Raw genomic sequence first — 19851 nt, forward strand, 5'->3', positions numbered from 1 at the left:
GAACGAATGGACTCGTGTTCTGAACGAATGAACTTGTGTTCTGAACGAATGGACTTGTGTTCTGAACCAAAACTATGAAAGTTCTTCCAGGTGCTTTGGTTATAATAGACGAAACTGTGGCAGAGGCGATGTCTACGACGGGCTACGCCTACGCCATTGGTTACAGTAATGAATTGCATAGTGATGATGGCATTGGTCACTCCCCAGTCTCAAACCACCAAGGGTCATTTGTTGCATTAGTTTTAATCAAAATAGCTTTTTTTCGCATGAACCGTTTCAGTGCCGCCGCACCCATGCGTGATCCTCCCAAACCGGAGAATTTGAAGGCGTTTTTCTCTCCTTCGTGCATGATGGCAGTTAATCCAGCATCGTTGATACTAATAGCACCTGCATCAATCTGTTGGGCAATTTCTAAGGCTTCTGTTTCTGAGGCAAACACAGCAGCACTTAATCCATAAATTGAGTCGTTCGCTAAAGATACTGCTTCTTCTATTGTGGAAAAAGGCATCACTGGCATAATGGGGCCAAAAGTCTCTTCGGTCATCACTTTCATAGAATGATTAACCTGGGTCAGAACTGTCGGACGACACCACCAACCCCCACCTAAATCTTCAATTACACCGCCACAGTGAATTACTGCTCCCTTTTCCACTGCATCTAAAAGATGGTCGCTAATAATCGCTGCTTGTTTTTCGGCAATGACTGGGCCAATTTCTCCACTTTCTACTGTGGGGTACGCTAGTTGAAGGCGATAAGCTTTGGCTACTAATTGATGGTAAAACTTTTCAAATATCGATTCAGCAACATAAATTCGCTCAATTGATAAGCACGACTGTCCGGTGTTTACGACCGAACCCCACAATATTGCTGAGGTTGCTAATTCTAAATTGGCTGATTCTAAAACGATCGCAGGGTCTTTTCCTCCCAATTCTAAAAAAGCCGGAATAAACCGTTTAGCAGCCGCTTCAGCTACTTTTCGCCCCGTTGCTACACTGCCTGTAAAGCACACCAAATCTACATTTTCAATCAAAGCAGATCCAGTTTCGCCTGCTCCTTCAACAAAAGTTAATACGTCGCGTAATTCAGGAACGGCGCTGATTGCTGTTTTCAGTGGTGCTACGAAGCGGGGAGCAATTTCACTGGGTTTAACAATGACAGCACAACCCGCCAGTAATGCCGGAATGGTATCAATAGTAGACAGCAATAGCGGAAAATTCCACGGGCTAATTACCCCAACTAGGGGATAAGGAACGGATGTTTGTTGCAAAGCAATAAATGGAATTGCTGTGTTTTTGGCAGAGTCTTGCAGCAATTCCGGCGCTAACTTACACCAGCGATCAATGCTAGAGAGGAAGGAGTCTATTTCTAATACTGAGGTCGATAATCTTCCCGTATCATTTACCAAAGCCTCCGTCAAGCGATCGCGTCCTGATAATATTGCTTCTTTCCATTGCTGTAAGGCTTCAATTCTCCCCTCTAAACCCAGTTTATGCCAGCTAACCTGCGCCCTGCGGGTACGCTTACATTGCTGTGCCAGCAGCCTTGGAGGCGGCGGGATAATTACGTAGTCAAATTTGCCAGTTCGGGGATTGCGGACTTCTATTGTTTTTGTCATTGGTCATTTGTCATTGGTCATTTGTCATTTGTCATTTGTCATTGGTCAATAATTAATAGTTATTCTTCCCCTGCTCCCTCTGCTCCCCCTGCTCCCTCTGCTCCCCCTGCTCCCTCTGCTCCCCCTGCTTCCCACTCCCCACTCCCCAATTCAAATAATTCCCAGTTTGGCTAACCGCTCAATGGTGGCTTGCTGCGTTTGGAGGAAGTGTTTGCGGTCTACTTCTCCCTCCAGCATAGTATTAGCTGGGTAAAAGTGTGATTGGCGATAACTTTCGGCGTATAGTTCAAATCGCTGGCGTGAAAGTAAATTATTTAACCCTGGTCGGCGGCGATCGCGGCGTAATGCTCCTAAATCAATTTCTGCAAATGCTGCCATGCTTTCACCTGCACCTGTTTCTGCTATTACAATTCCGCGATGGTCAATGATTTTAGAGCCACCATCAGCCGAAGCAATGGGGATAGCAATATTAGCGATGCCTGCGGTATTAGCTGAAACTACATAAGCCATATTTTCAACGGCACGAGTGATTTTTGCTGCGTCTTTGGGGGTGAGGTTTTTGTTATACACTTCCGAAGTGGAATGAACAAAAATCTCTGCTCCTCGCATTGCCAGACACCTCGCCACTTCTGGATACAAAATTTCTTCTGATGCTAAAGCTGCCAAATTACCGATCGCTGTTTTGGCTACGGGAAAAACTCCTTCTAAACCATAGCAGTCAAGATATTTATCCCAAACATCATGGGGTGTAGGAGCAAATAAAGAATTTAGCCGCCGATATCGCAAAACAATTGAGCCAGAGGGGTCAAGAATAAAGCAGGTTTGGAAGTACAATCCGGGAAAGTTGGGGTCAACTTCGTAGGCGTTACCAGCTAAAAAGATTTTATGCTTTTGGGCAATTTTACCAAGTGCGTCATACTCAGCACCAGCCATTTCTATACAAGCTTTTTCTGCCCATCCTCCTAGAGTATCTCCCATCGGGAAACCAGTGAGGAAATATTCTGGTAGTACAATTAAACGACAATCGAAGCCGATGAAAGCGATACTGGCAGCAATTTGTTGCGCTAGGCGGTTGATGGAGTTTTGCATGAGCGATCGCGCTTGTTGGCGTAGGCGTAGCCCGCCGGAGGCATCGCTTGTTTGGTTGACTGCATCACAGGTAATTTGCAGCGCTAAAGCTCGGAATGAATCGAGATTATCGGTGTTATTGTCCAAAATTCCTCACCAAATGCTATAGATGCCTATGGCGGGCTACGCCTACGCCACCCCAGAGATATCGTACAGGTTTATTTGTCAATTCCGATCCAAGGACTTTGTTTTTGTCGCCGCAAATTTCCAGTTGTTCGGGCTTTGTTGAAGCTTTTTCCTTAAATGTTATCGATCTGAGGTCGAATTGATTCTGACTTCTGAATTCTTCTTCAATTCTGATCTTTGGATAAACTTAATTTAAATAAATAACTCCAGGTAGAAGAAAGAATGTCAAATTTCCCCGATCGCACAGAGTCAAACACTGATAAAGTTTTACTCATTGGAGTTACTGGCGGCACAGGTGGAAATGTCGTTAAGGGATTTCTCGAACAGGGAGTTACCAACCTGCGAGTCATTACTAGAGAAATTGACCTTAATCGTCCAACTCTTGCAAAACTCAACGATGCTGGAGTTGAACTGGTAAAAGCCAACCTCGACGATGAAATCTCCCTCATAGAAGCCTTTACAGGAATTTCGGCTGTTTACTGCCACGCTACTTCTGCGGACTCCGCTAAAATTGACCCGTTAGAGGTGGAGAGAGCAAGGCGAGTTGCACAAGTAGCTAAACAGGCTGACATTAAGCACTTTGTCTACAATTCCGCAGGTGGAGCAGACAGGAATTCAGGAATCCCCCGCATAGAGCAAAAGTATCAAGTAGAGAAAATTCTCAAAGAAGCTGGCTTACCGACTACCATGTTGCGAGCCTGCTTGTTTATGGAGGAGTTTTGGAAGAAGTACACGCGACCTTCCATTCTCAAAGGTAGTTTCCCATTTTCCATTCAACCAAACAAGCCCCTTCATCTAATTACAACAAAGGACATGGGCCGCGTTGCTGCTTACGTCATTAAACATCCCACTAAGTATATTGGTCAAGAAATTGAGCTAGCTGGCGATGTGCTGACTCCTCTTGAGATGGCAGAGGCATTCTCTCAAGCGCAGGGGATGAAAGTTGTTTATAAAGAGACACCCGCCTGGATTTTCTTACTCTTGCTGCAAAAGGAACTGTTCGATTTGATTCAGTGGTATCGCAAGCAAGGTTATCAAGCCGATGTCCAGCATTTACGAGAAGAAGAGTTTCCTGAAATTCTGACCACATTTAGGGAATTTTTGGCAGAAACCAACTGGGCAAATACGCAACTTACCTACGAAAGCCTGTGATCGGAAGTATACTGTGGCAGAAGTAGACGGTTATGGAGTTTTGCATGAGCGATCGCAATGACAGTTTATCAGTCTATGATTTCTCATTTAGATACCTTTGCCCTTACTCCAAAATAAGTAATTTTACTGTAAATTCATAGAAAATAGATTTTATTATACTTAATTATAAAAATAAAAATAATTTTATGAGTAAATATAGACAAATCAGAGTAAAAACAAATACTAATAAGTTAGTTCTTTTGTTATTAGTATACCTATGGCTTTTGATTTAGATGAAAAGTTTCAACTAGACATAGCTCAAATGAATTTAAAAAAAGTACATACAGTAATATTTAGTTTACATAACCCAAAAATTCCTTTTGTAATTTGGTTACTAGAGAACCCTAATAGTCCATTGGCCTTACCTGGAAAAATTAGTCTGCGTCATCATGATTATATTCACATACTTTTAGGTAGAGGTCTTTCTCCTCAAGATGAAGCTTTTGTAATTGGATTTACAATGGGTAATGACTTAAAGACTAATCAACTACATTTATTCATTTATAAAACTTTTGCTAAATTTATATATCCATATCCTTACAAATTCTCTTCATTAGATTTAATAAATTTTAACTTGGGTTTTATATATGGCAGAAAAATTAAAATTAAACAAATAAATGAGATTAACTTTGAATTTTATCAAGATGAGCCTATAAAAGATTTGAGAAATATTTTTGGAATTAATCCTTATGATATAAAACTTATAGGAGAGTATTGAATTTAATTAATCCTAAATGACTATATATCTAAAAAATATTATCAAAATGCACCTTTACCTTTCTAAGAAACTGAGATTCGTTCCCTCTCAAATAGTAAGTATAACTTTACTGCTAACATTAATCTTATTTATTCCTCAGATTTGCCTCAATTGGCAAGCATATTATAACTTTAACAGTATTACTAAATATGAATTTAAACTCCAAATACTGAGTGATGAAATTACTTATCTTGATGAAGTCTTAACGATGTCAGCACGCATGAATGCTGCTACAGGAAAATTTATTTGGGAAGAACGGTATCGTCAATTTGAACCTAAACTTGATTTTGCTATTAAAGAATCTATTAAATTGGCTCCTAAAGTATATGAAAATGAGGATGCTAAAAAAGTTGATGCTGCTAATCAACGCTTAGTAGAAATGGAATATCAATCTTTTGAATTGGTTAAAAAAGACAAAAAAGAGATAGCACAAATATTACTTTCTAGCCGTGAGTATGAAAATCAAAAACAAATTTATGCTGATGGTGTTGCCAAAAGAAAGCGTAATATCTCACTTCAGTTACAGCAAAAAGTTGATGATTATTACAAAAGAATGTTTTGGGCAATTTTAGAATCTATTATAAGTTTAGCAATGCTGATTCCAGCGTGGCTTTTAGTATTGCACTTATTACAGCAATACTTAAAAGCTAAAAAAATTGCTCAAGCCGCCTTAGAAGAAACAAATTATAGATTAGAAACGCAAGTTGCAGAGAGAACTGCAAAACTAAAACACAAAAATAATCAATTACAACAGACACTGCAAGAATTGCAACACGCCCAAGTACAACTGATTCAAACTGAAAAAATGTCTTCATTAGGTCAGCTAGTTGCTGGTGTTGCTCATGAAATTAATAATCCAGTTAATTTCATTTATGGTAATCTGGTGCATGTTAGAGAATATAGTCAGGATTTACTAAGTTTAATTAACCTGTATCAACAACAAAAATTTAATTATAATTCAGAACTAAGTAGTCTGATTGATGAGATAGATTTAGAGTTTATTATTGATGATCTGCCGAAAGTTTTATCTTCAATGGCAGTTGGTACTGAACGCATTCGTGAGATTGTGCTAACTTTGCGTAACTTCTCGCGTCTTGATGAAGCAGAAATGAAACCTGTTGATATTCATCAAGGAATTGATAGCACTCTATTAATTTTAGAATATCGTCTTAAAGGAAAGCATAAACAGCAGGAGATTGCAATAATCAAAGATTATGGTGATTTGCCTCTTGTTGAATGTTATGCAGGAGGACTAAATCAGGTATTTATGAATATTTTAAGTAACGCTATTGATGCTTTATATGAATGGGAAGAAGAGTGTTTAAGTTTAAAAGGAGAGGCTAAAAAACACCTTAGCTCTATTATTATCCACACTCAAGTTAAGAATGAAGAGTGCGTGCTTATTAGTATTAAAGATAATGGGTCAGGAATACCAGAGGAAGTTAAGACTAAATTATTTGATCCTTTCTTTACTACTAAACCTATAGGTAAAGGCACTGGTTTAGGATTATCTATTAGTTACCAGATTATAGTAGATAAGCACAAGGGAAAAATCGAGTGTATTTCTGCACCTGGTAAGGGTACAGAGTTTTTAATTGAGATTCCTATCAAGCAGACGCGGTAAGCAAATATATCGACTGTGCAGCATTTTTCTCTATCTGTTCTTGCTTCCTTGCTCTTGTTCAAGCTTATTATTTGTGGTCATACCTTTGACATAATTTTGTAATGCCTTTGTCAATATGATCTGCAATAGTTTACTCATCAAACTGTTTAACGGAACTAGGCAGGTAATCCCTGCCTTTTTTATTTATGGACGATTCCCGTTTACCTGAGAATTACTAATAGAAAATCCTCGACGCGTAGGTTTAATACTAGCTAATTCCACCTGAAAACTTACCTTGTCGGCCATTTCGCCGCTTCTTGCTTCCAAAGTCCATTTACCAGGACGCAAATTCCAAAATAAAGAATTAGCTGAGTTTGTATCTAGCTTTTCTCCATTTAGCCACCATTCAATAGACGCAGATTTATTTCCTACTAGTTTAAATTCGAGTTTTTGCTTCGCTTCTTCACCTGGATACAGTAAAAATAAATCGCCATGATGCGGAGATAAAATTCTCAAATTGTTAGAAACAAGGCTCGATTGCTGTTGTTTGGCCAACCACTCATCATACTCTGGTGATAAATTGAATTGGTTGTTACCTTCATAGGCAATTTTATCTTCTGGATAGAAATATTCCTGCACAACTGAGGTACAATCTGGTGTTGGTCGTAACCCCGAAATTGCACAAACAGGTAATTGCACTAAACCTTCTGGAGGTGGAAAACCTGCTGGTTCTTGATGTTCGTGCAGGTGTAACATAATTCGATTCCACAAGGGTGCAGCCCCGGTAACACCTGAAACCTGACGCATCGGTTCGCCGTTGAAATTACCTACCCAAGTAGCGACGGTGTAATTTGTAGTGAAGCCAACTGTCCAAGTATCCCGAAAATTGGAAGAAGTGCCAGTTTTAACAGCAACAGAGAAAGGTAAATTTAACACTGAGTCTACACCAAATGCTGTTGCACGAGCATGGTTATCACTAAGTATGTTGGTAATTAATTGCCATATTGTGTGGTTAGGGAGTGGGGAGTGGGAAGAGACGCGATTAATCGCGTCTGTACTGGGGAGTGGGGTATCTAAAAATGTGCTTATTAGCGGCGTAGCTTCTCCAAGTCGTGCCATAGTAAGGTAGGCACGAGCTAGCTCCCAGAGACTAACTTCGCCACTACCGAGAGTTAACCCTAAACCGTAATGTTCTGGGGTTTGATTAAGGTGTTCAAATCCCAGTTGATGCAATCGTTCTAAGAAAGTTTCTACACCTACTTTTTCTAAAACCCTCACTGCGGGGACATTTAGGGAATTTGCTAAAGCGATTCGCACCCGCACAGGGCCAAGAAAGCGTTCGGTGTAATCTGTGGGGCTATAAAGTTTCGCGCCAGGAATGGCATAATGGGCGGGTACATCTGCCAAAATAGTATTTGGGCGAATTAAACCTTTTTCTAAGGCTAGTTCATAGACAAAAGGCTTAAGGGTAGAACCTGGTTGACGTAGTGCCTGTACTCCATCATTGCGTCCCAGTTTGGCTTCATTAAAGTAATCAGGCGAACCTACATAAGCCAAGACTTCGCCAGTGTGGTTGTCAATCACTAACGCAGCTGCATCATGGACATTGTTGGCGGCTAAGGAAGAAATTACCTGTTGCACCTGTGCTTCGACAAACTGCTGTAAGGGGCGATTTATCGTGGTGCGAATAATGGATTTATCCTCCAAATCTCCCTTAAAAAGGGCTTGATTCTCCCCTTTGTAAGGTGAACTAGGGGGAATTTGATTGGCTAACCAAAACAAAAAGTGTGGTGCGGCGATAATTCCCCGTTGACGAGATTGAAACACAACTTTTTCGGCGGATGTTCGGGCTGCGTAGCTTGCCGCCGTAGGCATCGCACCACTAATATATTTTTCCTGTATCATCCGATTGAGGATGTATTTTTGTCGCTGCTTCAGCCGTTCCCAATGCTGATAAGGGTTAAAGTATGTGGGATTATTAGGAATAGCAGCTAACAAACTAGCTTGGGCAAGATTTAACTCACTCGCTGGGATGGAAAAATAAGTCTGCGCTGCTGCTTCCACACCATATATATTCCCTCCCATTGGCAGGCGATTGATATATGCAGACAGAATTTCATCTTTGTTCATCCCTGCTGCTAACCGCCAAGATAGCCAAATCTCACTTAGTTTACCAGAGAAACTACGCGGCACTGGATATAACATCCGCGCTAACTGCATAGTAATTGTGGAAGCGCCAGAAACAATTCGTTTGGCGTGGATGGCTTCTTTGCTGGCGCGGATAATAGCTTTCATATCCAACGCCCCGTGACGATAAAAGCTGCCATCTTCGGCGGCTAAAATAGCGTGGATAAACTGGGGCGAAACCTGATTTAGTGGTATTACTGATGTATGCTCTTGGTCACGGGTGAGTAATGTTCCTAATGGTAAACCATTGCGATCGCTAAATTGTATTGCCAACTGATTTTGAGCAATATCTGCGGCACGAATAGGCGCAAAATAAGGTAGTAGGCGTACAACCAGACAGATTACCAGCACAGCCAGGATAACCTTACTAGTGCGCTTAAGTTTGAGTAGCGATCGTAAAATTAGTTTCATCAGGGAATCCCTGCCCAAAAAACTTACCTTAATTGTGACGCGAAGATTATTACATCTACATCAATAACTATGTCAAATACTTAATAAGTAATTTTTCCTAACTTAGCAGATATAAATTAATATTTGCAGAACTTAAATACTTCTTCATAGTTAAGATTTGTAGTGATTTTGCGGAACAATCACACGGTATTGGTTATCTATGTAAATAAACATAAGTTTTATCCAATATTTGAGTAAAAAATAGTCATCAGCCTTCCCTTATTAGTCTTGGCATTGCCAACTTAATGAGGGAAGACAAACTTTTGTTCTCTATAATTTGTGAATTTTTATTTGTAATTACTAAAAATATGATTATCAGAGCTTTCCTTCGTTTCCACCAAAAAATTCTCTATTTCTTCCTTGGCGTACTTGGCGCACTTGGCGGTTTATTAAAAAAAATTAGTTATTCTTCAAGCCAGAAGAGAAAAATACAGTATCTTCTTCTCTTTACATTTATGCTAGGGATGGCAGGGTGTAACTTTTTTGGTATCAACTCAGGTAAAGAACAACTCCCAACAGTATCCGCACTCACGCCGCCTAAACTACCAGACTGGATTGAACAAATTAGTCCCATTGGGGATGCAAAATCTCTTAATCAAATCCGCATCCGTTTTAAAGAAGCTTTAATCCCAGTTGAAAGTCTTGACAGTCCAGAACAACAGAAAATATTAGAAAAATTTGCCCTTTGGCCGCCTCTACCCGGTCAATTTCGCTTTTTGACACCGCGCATGGTAGGTTTTCAAGCCGAGAAAGCATTGCCAATAGCGACAAGATTTCAAGTTACCCTCAAAACAGGTTTAGCCGATTTAAAAAATCATCGCTTAGACAAAGATTTGCCTTGGACTTTTAATACCGAATCTATCAACCTGACTAATTTACCCGGTGTAAATCCCATTGAAAAAGCTGATATTGAACCAATTGATTTACAACAGAAATTACAGGTTACTTCAAATGTAGAATTAGATTTAGCTTCTGTACAAGAACATTTACAGTTAATTCCCGAAGGTAAAAATAAGGGTGTAGGCTTTAAAGTTGAATTAAATAAAGAAGAAAAACCATTAAAAAATGAAGAAGAACCTTTAGAAAAATTTGACCCTTCAGCACGTAACTGGATTTATAACCTTATCCCCCAGCAAAATCTCGAAAAAGCAACCCCTTATCGTCTAGTATTTTCTCCCGGAATCCGTCCTGCTTATGGTAATCTACCTACAGAGAAAGAATTTGCCAGTAAGCTAGTAACTTATTCGCCTTTAGCATTTCAAAAAATTAACTTTTACGGACAGCCAGATGCAGGTGGAACTTTTGGAAGATTTGTTAAAGGCAGTCCTCAGCTAGAATTTAGTAACGTCTTATTGCCAGATTCAGCTAAAGAAAATATTACTATTAATCCAGCACCAAAAGAAATTTCGAGAATTATCCAAATAAACGATGAAGATAAAGTTGTCGGCATCAATCCTTATGCACTAGAACCTGCGAAGACTTATACAATTACTATCGGCGGAAACCTCAAAGATAAGTTTGGGCAGACTTTAGGTAAACCTATCACACTTAAATATGATACTGGAGATTTAGCTGGGGATATCTGGGTACCCTCAGATTTAAATATTTTCCCCACAGGTAAAGATTTACAGCTAAATATTAGTACCGGAAATTTGCCAGAATCGAAGTACAAAGCGGCTTATCGAGTAGTTCAACCGACAGATTTAGTTTATTTTAATAATGGTAGTGATTTATTACCAGAACCTTCTGATTGGCAAAGTTTTAAGGTATCGGGTAAAAAAAATGAATCAGTTGATATTGCTGTTCCTCTGCGGGAAAAAATAAGTGCAGCTACAGGAATGTTAGCTTATGGAGTGCAAGCCCGCACTAATAAATATCAGGAGAATGGTAAGGAACTGTGGCGTGAACCTACGACTTATGGCATGGTTGAATTGACGAATTTGGGCGTATTTACTCAGTGGTTTCCTGAGTCAGGCTTAATTCGCGTCAATCATCTTACGGATGGTTCGCCAGTTCAAGCGGCTGCTGTGGAAATTTATCAATCAAAGTTACAGGCTAAATCTCGCCCCGAACCAGTACCCTGTGCAACAGGTAAAACTGATGAAAATGGAACTTTGGCAATTACTCGTGAAAGATTACAGCAATGTTATTCGGGAAATGAAAGTTCTAGTAAATCACCACAATTATTAGTAATTGCCCGTGAGAATCAAGATTGGGCATTTGCCAGAGTTGAAGAATATAGCGGCGTTTATGGATATGGTATTGATGCAGGCTGGCAAGTTGGGAAACCTGAATCACGCGGGGTAATTTTCTCGGATAGAGAGTTGTATCAACCAGGTGAAAAAGCTTTGTTTACCGGTTTTGCTGACTTATTGCAAAATGGTGCAATCCAGCAAGATAAAAATGCTGTTTACCAATTAACTTTGGTTAATCCTGATGGGCAAAAGACTAATTTAGGTACGCAAACTACAAATGAATTTGGTACATTTTCTCTAGAACTGCCCATAAAGACTACTCAGCGCTTAGGCTACTATACAATCCAGGCTAAGGGGAAGAATGGGCAAGAAATTTCTGGAGAATTTCGGGTAGCTGAGTTTAAGCCACCCAATTTTAAAGTTGAACTCAATTTAGATAAAGAATTTGCTCTCATTGACGAGAAAGTTAATATTAATGCTACAAGTAATTATTTGTTCGGTGCGCCTGTAGAAGGTGGCGAAGCAAAATACTTTATCACTCGCCAACAAGCTAATTTTGTTCCAAAAGGTTGGGATGAATTTACTTTTGGTAGGCAATGGTTATGGCCAGAAGAAACTCCTACTATATCTAGTGATGTATTGCAAACTAATGCCCAGCTAGATGCTAATGGTAAAAGTAGTCAAACTGTAAATGTGGCTAATGATTTGCCATATCCGATGACTTACCAAGTAGATGTGCAAGTTGCAGATGTTTCTAATCTATCTGTAGCCAATTCCAAAACTTTTACAGCCTTACCAAGTAATCGTCTCATCGGGTTAAAAAGTAATTTCATCGCTGATGCTGGTAAGGCTTTTCCCATTGAAGTTATTGTTACTGACCCTACAGGAAAAGCGATAATAGGTCAACGGGTGCGGCTGGAATTACAACAAATTAAATACAGCAGCGTCACGCAGTTGGTGGAAGGTAGCCGAACTCCAAAAAATCAAGTTGAATATAAAACAGTCGGACAAGCAGAAATTACATCTGCTAGCAATCCGCAATCGGTGAATTTGACAGCACCGGAATCTGGTTCATATCGGATTAGAGTTAATTTTAGTGATGCCAAAGACGAATTAAGTGCCACAGATTTACAGATTTGGGCAACTGGGGAAAATCCAGTATTTTGGGGTTCTAAAGATAAAGATGTCTTAGAAATTCAGTTAGATAAAAAAGAGTTTAAACCTGGTGAAACTGCTACTGTACTAATTCAATCTCCTTATCCAGATGCAGAATTGTACTTTGCTGTAATTAAAGACAAACCTCTTTATCAGCAAATTACCAAAACTCAGGGAAGCGCACCACAAATTCAGTTTAAAGTCACGCCAGAAATGCTACCAAATGCAGCCATTGAAGCTGTCTTAGTCAGACAAGGTAAACCGATAAACCAAGTGAAAGCTGGAAGTTTAGATAATTTGGTGAAGATTGGTTTTACACCTTTTAAAGTTAACTTAGAAGATAAGTATTTAAAACTGCAAGTTAAGCCGATGCAAGCATCATTAGAACCTGGTGCAGAGTCAACGGTACAACTAGAACTGAAGGATAATCAAGGTAATCCCACCAAAGGACAGTTTACAGTCATGGTGGTAAATGAAGCGGTGTTACAACTTTCTGGTTATCGTCCGCCAGACTTAGTAAATACAGTTTATGCAGAACAGCCGATATCTACCCGCTTTAACGATAATCGCGCGGATGTCATATTACAACCACAAGATGTAGCTAAACCTAAAGGTTGGGGTTATGGCGGTGGTTTCTCAACTGGTGCAGCCAATACTCGCACTCGCACAGATTTTCAAGCCTTAGCTTACTACAACGGTTCTGTTGTCACCGATGTAAATGGTAATGCACAGATAACCTTTAAACTCCCGGATGACTTAACTACATGGCGGGTGATGGCTGTCGCTACTGATGGAAATCTGCGTTTTGGGAATGGAGACGCAACGTTTATCACCACAAAGCCACTACTAACTAATGCCATCTTGCCACAGTTTACCCGTCCAGGCGATCGCATCCTTGCTGGTTTATCTGTAACTAACAACACTGGGAATACAGGAAATCTCTCAATAAATGGCGAACTTAGCGGTAATGTAAAGTTTGCTGACAAAAACCCTACAGCTACTGCTTTGCAAACCAAAGCTGAATCTGCAACTCACGCTTATCGTTTTCCAATGGTGGCGCATAGTGTGGGAGTTGGAAAAGTTCGCTTTAGCACTCAGCTAAATGGTACAGCCGCAGATGCTTTTGAAGTTCCTTTGGAAATTAAGCCAATTGAAATTACAGAACAAGTCGTTGAAGCTGGTGTTACTGAAAAACAAGTAAAAATTCCCTTGAATGTTGATAAAAATACCTTCCTTAACGCGGGAGGTTTAGATATTCAGTTGGCGAGTACTCTGATACCAGAGATTCAAGCACCAGCAAAGCAGGTTTTAGAAGATAATGATTTGCCGTTTACAGAACCGGCTGCAAGTCAGTTAATGATTGCGGCTAATCTGCAAAATCTTACACAAAAATATGGTCAAACCTTTGCAGAATTTAATCCTAACCAACAGGCAAAACAAGCCATTGAACAATTGCAAAAACTCCAAATAGCAGATGGTGGTTTTGCTGCTTTCCCCAAACAAGAAAAATCTGACCCTTGGGTTTCTTCTTATGCAGGTGAATCTTTAGCTAAAGCCAGTCAGGTGTTTCCTAATTTAGTCGATTCTGCAATGCTATCCCGCCTCAAAACTTATCTGCAAAAAGTTTTGGCGAATCCTGGAGAATACGAGTTTTGTAAACAGCAACTATGTAAAAGACAACTGCAACTTAATGCTTTAATCGCTTTAGCAGAACTGGATGAAAAACGCAATACATTCCTCGCAGATATTTATGAACAGCGCAATAATTTTGATTTAGTAACTCAAATCAAACTGGCGCGATATTTATCTCAATTCCCAGAATGGCAAGATGAATCTCAACAATTAGTGAATAAGCTGCAACAAAGTATATATGAAACTGGTCGCACAGCAATTGTGAGTTTACCCAGTAGTTGGGGATGGATGAGTTCATCTACGACGACGCAAGCGCAAGCTTTACGTTTATTTATTGCCAAACAAAGTAAACCCGAAGTTATAGATAAATTATTCCAAAGTCTTCTGGCACTACGGCGGGATGGCACATGGCAAACTAACTATAATAATGCCCAAGCTTTAACAGCTTTGGTAGAATATAGCCAACTACAACCTACACCACCTAATTTTGTTGCCACAGTACAATTAGCTGGTAATAAGTTAGGAGAAAACCGGTTTGAAGGTTACACAAATCCTAATTTACAACTAATTGTGCCGATAAATCTATTACCTCGTGGGCGTAATGATTTGACGCTACAAAAATCAGGTAATGGCACTTTACACTATCTGGTTGCTTATAATTATCGCTTGCAAGGAAATCAACCAGGCAGATTTAATGGTTTACGCATAACACGAGAAATTGGTCAAGTAAATAAAGATAAAGTTTTACAAAAAACAGGTCTTTACGCGTTCGATAAACCCTTGACTTTAGCCTCTGGACAGGTGTTTGATATTGGTTTAGAAATCATTGCCGATCATCCTGTGGATCATGTGGTGATTAAAGATCCGTTACCATCAGGTTTTGAGGCGGTGGATGCGAGTTTTCAAACTACCACAGCTGCATTACAAGCAAAAGCCGATAGCTGGGAACTTGGCTTTAGAAATATCTACCGCGATCGCATTATCGCCTATGCTGACCACTTAGAACCAGGAGTTTATAGTCTGCATTACTTAGTCCGTTCTGTTACTCCTGGTACATTTTCTTGGCCTGGTGCAGAAGTTCATCTGCAATATGCACCAGAAGAATTTGGGCGTACTGCTGAGTCTACATTAATACTGGAGGATGGGAAGTAATTATTTCTGCCATCTTTTGGCTACAACAAATCTAAAAATCTTTCCAAGTCTATACGAGCCTGCTTTAAAATTTTAGCTAGGGTGGAACGCTTAACTGACCGATGAGCTGGAACAGTCAATTTCAAGATTTCATCCGGTATGCTTTTTTCTAATCTAATATGACTACCTCGCTGGCGTACAACTATCCATCCATCCCGTTCTAAAGCAGCGATAATCTGAGTATAGGGTAAATGGGAACTTTGCTCACAGTACCAATTCCCTGACAATTACGCCTTCTTGAGTAATCAATTCATCTTCCAATGGTTCAAGGTAAAGTTCTATTGCTTCTTGGATATTCTCTAATGCTTCTTCCACACTTTCTCCTTCACTGATACAGCCAGGAAGTGAGGGAACATGGACGGTGTATCCGCCTTCGTCACTGGGTTCTAATACAACTTTAAGTTTCATAACTTGACAATGAACCTACTTTTCTATTTTTAGTGATTTATGGCAATCATATTGTAATTAAAGAGCGATCGCGTAAAGGTACTGGATTTGATTATTGGTTAGGTAGCGAAGATGAAGCTGGTGAACTTCCGTTTCAAAATAAAGTACGGTTGGAAGTTTCAGGTCTACCTAAATCATTCGTGAACAACAAGATCCCCGACTTCTCAAAGAAGTCGGGGATCTAAGCCTAGTGATTTTCACAAATCAAATAGGATTGCTATAGCAGGCTTAGAGCTAGAATAAAACAAAAAATCGAGCAAACTAATCCTTCCGATGGTGAATTTCCTGCCTACATTATTATTGTTGAATTTAGCGGGTTTCTTAAACAACTTCAGGATTTTTCTCGTGGTTCCTCATCAATTAACAATGCTTTTTTACTACGCTTTAACTGTTTCCAAAGTGCTTTAATCTGTTCGTAAGCATCTTCTGTTTCAAGCTTTCCAGATGTTTCTAAATTGGTAATGTAGCCAACTTTTTGAGCAAATTCTTGAAGGTTAGCATTAAATACTAAATTCTCTGGCTTAACTTGACCGTAATAGCGACTACGAGGGTAAAGAAATTTGTTTTTGTCGTCAAGATTATGCTCGTCCATTACCTTACCCCCAATAAGTGACTTTTTGCCAACGATAATCACAACAGAGACAGAGATTGCTTCAATAAAAAATTGGTGCGATTGTTGCAAACTATGAGCGAGTCTAAAAGGGAACATAAAACTAATTATACAGCAATTAGCTGCTTATTAGCTGCAATAACAGTAAGGTTTTTCGATTGTGAACATTAAGTGTGAACTATACCAGCTTTGGTAATAGTGTTGTAATCATAAGTAATAAAAATTTCAATTTTAAATCAAGTTTCCTTAGTTTATGGAATCATCTTGTTATTTGATAACTACCCATTGCGTGATAGCCGCCATTCCTCGCCAGCCCAAAAATTTACCAATAGGTTCCGCCCGTTGAATGGCAATACGAGTTAAATCACCACCGACTCGTTCATGCCATTGAAATAAAGTTTGCTCACCCTCTATCGTCACTACATTTACCACTAAACGTCCACCCGACCGCAGTGCTTCCCAACAAACATCAAAAAGTCCTGTTGCTGTCACTCCACCACCAATAAAAATAGCATCTGGTGTAGGCAAGTCTTTCAGGGCATGAGGCGCTTTACCTTCAATGATTTGTAGATTTGGAGTTCCGAGAGTCGCAGCATTATCGGCAATATATAGTAGTCTAGAAGCATTTTGTTCGATCGCGATCGCTCGACACCGAGCATTACTCCGCATCCATTCAATAGAAATTGAGCCGCAACCCGCGCCAACATCCCACAATAATTCTCCCGGTATGGGTGCTAAAGCTGCTAGAGTAATTGCCCTAACTTCACGCTTCGTTAACTGTCCATCGTGGTGATAGGCGTTATCTGGTAATCCTGGTAATCTTGGTAATGGGATAACCCCAGCATCAGCAATACAATCAACTGCAATCGCATTCAAAGTCGCAACTTCAGTTTCACTCCAGGATGCAGCCGTACCTTCCACAATTCTTTCATGAGCGCCGCCCATACGCTCCAATACGGTCATTTTACTGCCACCATAGCCGCGATTTGTCAAAATTTTAGCAACAATGGCGGGTGTGTCCTTCCCCTCGCTCAAAATCAACAGCCGTGCTTTTGGGTAAATGTAAGACTGGAGTAGAGAGGATGGACGACCATTCAAACTCAAGGTTTCCACCTCAGTTAAAGACCATCCAACCCTGGCACAGGCGAGGCTGAAGGCTGAAGGTGCGGGGATAATTGTCATTTCAGAGACGGGAATTCGCCGCATCAAGGTAACACCAATGCCATAACACATAGGATCGCCACTTGCAAGTACGCAAATTGACTCACCTCGACGTTTGAGAATTTCCTCTACAGAAGTACTAATGGGAGATGTCCAGACTAGTTCCTCACGTTGATCATCTGTAGGGAGCATCGATAAATGGCGATCGCCTCCCACAATTACTTTAGCTTGATCGAGTAAAGAACGAGCGATCGCGCTTAACCCCTGTAACCCATCTTCGCCAATACCGACGATAGAAAGCCATTTCTGTGTCATTGCTAATTCATAATTCATAATTAAGATTTGACGCTAATTCTAATTCTGAATTATTCCGTCAATTTTGGTAGGATATAATTCATAGTGCTGGATTGAGGATAATAGGATGAACTCGCTCCCAGAAATAGAAGCTGCTATTATGCAACTGTCTGAAGGTGAAATGCGGGATTTATCAAAGTGGCTTCAAGAATATCTCAATGATGCCTGGGACAAGCAAATTGAAGCAGATGCAAAATCTGGTAGATTGGATCAGTTAATCCAGCGTGCAAAAGCAGATATTGAAGCTAATCGGGTGAAATCGTTAGATGAAATCCTTAACAACCCCTGATTTTTGGCGATCATATTCTGCACTTTCATTTGAAGTTAAAGAGCAAGCTAAAAAGGCATATCGCCTTTGGATTAATAATCAATTTCATCCGTCTTTGCATTTCAAAAAAGTAGAAAATGATTTGTGGTCAGTCAGGATTAGTGGTGGATATCGCGCACTAGCAATCAAGAAAGGCGAGGATTATTACTGGATCTGGATTGGATCGCATGATGAGTATGAAGGGCTGATTGAATAAGAATATTGCTACTTTCTCGGTAATTACAAACAAGTAATCTCCGTGATTATTTTCATAGTTATCAGCAATCTCTTATGATGCGTGCTGTGTTGATGTTTGCTGCTAGTCTTTGACACCTGTGGCGATTTCATATATCAGTGAACACTAATACAATGTCTAAGCTAGTTTTGAAGGTTCGTAGTAAGGACTTTAATCCTTACTACGAACGTGCTTACTTGAAAACTGTTAAACCAGTGCTGCTGTTGCTTTCATTGCAAAAATTTTCTCAATTACATCTTCTACTACCTTATCTGGCGTGGAAGCACCAGAAGTAATTCCGACCACAATTTCTCCATCTGGCAACCAGTTTTCTGTAGTTATTAACTGCCCATTTAATTGCCGATGTTCTATGGAATCTCCTGATTTAATCCGTTCAACAGTATCAATATGATAAGAAGGAATTCCCCGCTCAAAAGCAATTTGTTGTAATTGAGTAGTATTCGATGAATTAAACCCACCAATTACTATCATTAAATCTAAATTTTGTTCCACTAACTCCAACATTGCATCTTGGCGTTCTTGAGTGGCATCACAAATAGTATTGAAGCTTTGGAAATGTTGATTTAACTCAGTGGGGCCATACTTTTGTAACATAGTCCGCTCAAAAAGCTTGCCGATTTGCTCAGTTTCGCCTTTTAGCATCGTGGTTTGGTTAGCAATGCCAACTCTTTCTAAATCTCGATCGGGGTCAAATCCTGCTGAACAAGCTTTAGCAAATTTTGTCAGAAATTCTTCACGGTTCCCACCATTCATAATATAGTCAGCAACATATTGTGCTTCTTGCAAATTCAACACAATTAAATATTTGCCAGCAAAGGAACTAGTCGCAACTGTTTCCTCATGTTTATATTTACCGTGAATTATTGATGTATAATCGATTTTTTTGTGCTTTTCTACTGTATTCCAAACTTTAGATACCCAAGGGCAAGTTGTATCAACAATTTTGCAGCCTTTCTCGTGAAGTATCTGCATTTCTTGAACGCTAGCCCCAAAGGCGGGTAATATCACTACATCACCAGTTCCAACAACAGAAAAGTCTTTATTCTTTCCTTCAATGGGAATAAATTCGACTTCCATCTCCTGCATTCGCTGATTGACAGAGGGATTGTGGATAATCTCGTTAGTAATCCAGATGTGTTCTGTAGGGAAGTGCTGGCGGGTTTCATAGGCCATTGCCACAGCGCGTTCTACACCCCAACAAAAGCCAAAGGCTTGTGCTAGCCGGATTGTCACATCACCTCGTTGTAGAGTGTAATTGCGATCGCGAATTTCTTGAATCAAATTACTCTGATACTCAGACTGCAACTGGGTGGCAACTTCTGCTTGATGACCAAACCCTTTGCGATTGTAATTGTCTGAATGTTGCAGGCTGCGCTTAAAAGCTTTTGTATCCATTAGATTTGTCTACTTAAACCACTATTTCTTATTTTCTCGCGCCCAGACGCAATTTATACAGAGTTGTATTCAAAGATATTATCAGAGAGGG

14 protein-coding genes are annotated in these 19851 nt (G+C 39.9%); 6 read left to right on the top strand and 8 right to left on the bottom strand.

The annotated features are described in order from the left end of the window. Nucleotides 1–196 precede the first annotated feature (196 nt). Both RMY00_RS33130 and RMY00_RS33135 read right to left on the bottom strand, forming a co-directional pair. Nucleotides 197–1615, bottom strand: a complete 1419-nt coding sequence (locus RMY00_RS33130; protein ID WP_322651602.1) for an aldehyde dehydrogenase family protein — start codon at nucleotides 1613–1615, stop codon at nucleotides 197–199. 150 nt (nucleotides 1616–1765) lie between these two features. After that, nucleotides 1766–2830 carry a nitrilase-related carbon-nitrogen hydrolase gene (locus RMY00_RS33135; protein ID WP_322651603.1) on the bottom strand — a complete coding sequence of 355 codons (1065 nt, stop codon included), beginning with the start codon at nucleotides 2828–2830 and terminating at the stop codon, nucleotides 1766–1768. 261 nt (nucleotides 2831–3091) lie between these two features. Between RMY00_RS33135 and RMY00_RS33140 the strand changes: the two genes are divergently transcribed. The 3 genes from RMY00_RS33140 to RMY00_RS33150 all read left to right on the top strand — a co-directional run bounded on the left by RMY00_RS33140 (nucleotide 3092) and on the right by RMY00_RS33150 (nucleotide 6441). Next, a complete protein-coding gene (locus tag RMY00_RS33140) occupies nucleotides 3092–4021 on the top strand; it encodes an NmrA family NAD(P)-binding protein (protein WP_322651604.1) in 930 nt (309 codons plus the stop codon). Nucleotides 4022–4277: 256 nt separating this feature from the next. Beyond that, nucleotides 4278–4778 carry a hypothetical protein gene (locus tag RMY00_RS33145; protein WP_322651605.1) on the top strand — a complete coding sequence of 167 codons (501 nt, stop codon included), beginning with the start codon at nucleotides 4278–4280 and terminating at the stop codon, nucleotides 4776–4778. A gap of 16 nt (nucleotides 4779–4794) precedes the next feature. After that, on the top strand, nucleotides 4795–6441 hold the full coding sequence (locus tag RMY00_RS33150) for a sensor histidine kinase (protein WP_416212123.1): 1647 nt from the start codon (nucleotides 4795–4797) through the stop codon (nucleotides 6439–6441). 183 nt (nucleotides 6442–6624) lie between these two features. On the opposite strand, the gene pbpC is transcribed toward RMY00_RS33150, so the two are convergent. Further along, entirely contained in the window at nucleotides 6625–9018 is a 2394-nt protein-coding gene (pbpC, locus tag RMY00_RS33155) for a penicillin-binding protein 1C (protein ID WP_322651606.1), read from the bottom strand. A 494-nt stretch (nucleotides 9019–9512) separates the two neighbouring features. On the opposite strand from pbpC, the gene RMY00_RS33160 reads away from it, so the two are divergent. Then, nucleotides 9513–15191, top strand: a complete 5679-nt coding sequence (locus RMY00_RS33160) for an alpha-2-macroglobulin (RefSeq protein ID WP_322651607.1) — start codon at nucleotides 9513–9515, stop codon at nucleotides 15189–15191. A 20-nt stretch (nucleotides 15192–15211) separates the two neighbouring features. On the opposite strand, the gene RMY00_RS33165 is transcribed toward RMY00_RS33160, so the two are convergent. The 4 genes from RMY00_RS33165 to cbiE form a co-directional block, all read right to left on the bottom strand. Beyond that, complete coding sequence (locus RMY00_RS33165) at nucleotides 15212–15457, bottom strand: type II toxin-antitoxin system HicA family toxin (RefSeq protein ID WP_322651608.1); 246 nt, start codon at nucleotides 15455–15457, stop codon at nucleotides 15212–15214. Continuing rightward, nucleotides 15435–15638, bottom strand: coding sequence for a type II toxin-antitoxin system HicB family antitoxin (locus tag RMY00_RS33170; RefSeq protein ID WP_322651609.1), 204 nt, complete (start codon nucleotides 15636–15638; stop codon nucleotides 15435–15437). Before RMY00_RS33170 ends, RMY00_RS33165 begins: the two co-directional genes overlap by 23 nt. Before the next feature lie 370 nt (nucleotides 15639–16008). Then, the gene (locus RMY00_RS33175) at nucleotides 16009–16269 is read right to left on the bottom strand and encodes a hypothetical protein (protein WP_322651644.1); all 261 of its coding nucleotides are present in this window, start codon (nucleotides 16267–16269) and stop codon (nucleotides 16009–16011) included. Between the two features lie 285 nt (nucleotides 16270–16554). Continuing rightward, complete coding sequence (gene cbiE / locus RMY00_RS33180) at nucleotides 16555–17763, bottom strand: precorrin-6y C5,15-methyltransferase (decarboxylating) subunit CbiE (protein WP_322651610.1); 1209 nt, start codon at nucleotides 17761–17763, stop codon at nucleotides 16555–16557. A gap of 106 nt (nucleotides 17764–17869) precedes the next feature. On the opposite strand from cbiE, the gene RMY00_RS33185 reads away from it, so the two are divergent. Then, nucleotides 17870–18091: a hypothetical protein gene (locus tag RMY00_RS33185; protein WP_322651611.1), complete on the top strand. Its 222-nt coding sequence runs from the start codon at nucleotides 17870–17872 to the stop codon at nucleotides 18089–18091. Continuing rightward, a complete protein-coding gene (locus tag RMY00_RS33190; protein ID WP_322651612.1) occupies nucleotides 18069–18326 on the top strand; it encodes a hypothetical protein in 258 nt (85 codons plus the stop codon). Before RMY00_RS33185 ends, RMY00_RS33190 begins: the two co-directional genes overlap by 23 nt. 225 nt (nucleotides 18327–18551) lie before the next feature. Here RMY00_RS33190 and RMY00_RS33195 read toward each other — a convergent pair whose 3' ends face one another. Continuing rightward, nucleotides 18552–19760 carry a 4-hydroxy-3-methylbut-2-enyl diphosphate reductase gene (locus RMY00_RS33195; protein ID WP_322651613.1) on the bottom strand — a complete coding sequence of 403 codons (1209 nt, stop codon included), beginning with the start codon at nucleotides 19758–19760 and terminating at the stop codon, nucleotides 18552–18554. Nucleotides 19761–19851 lie beyond the last annotated feature (91 nt).

The organism is Nostoc sp. ChiVER01 (assembly GCF_034531155.1).
Lineage (GTDB): Bacteria > Cyanobacteriota > Cyanobacteriia > Cyanobacteriales > Nostocaceae > Nostoc.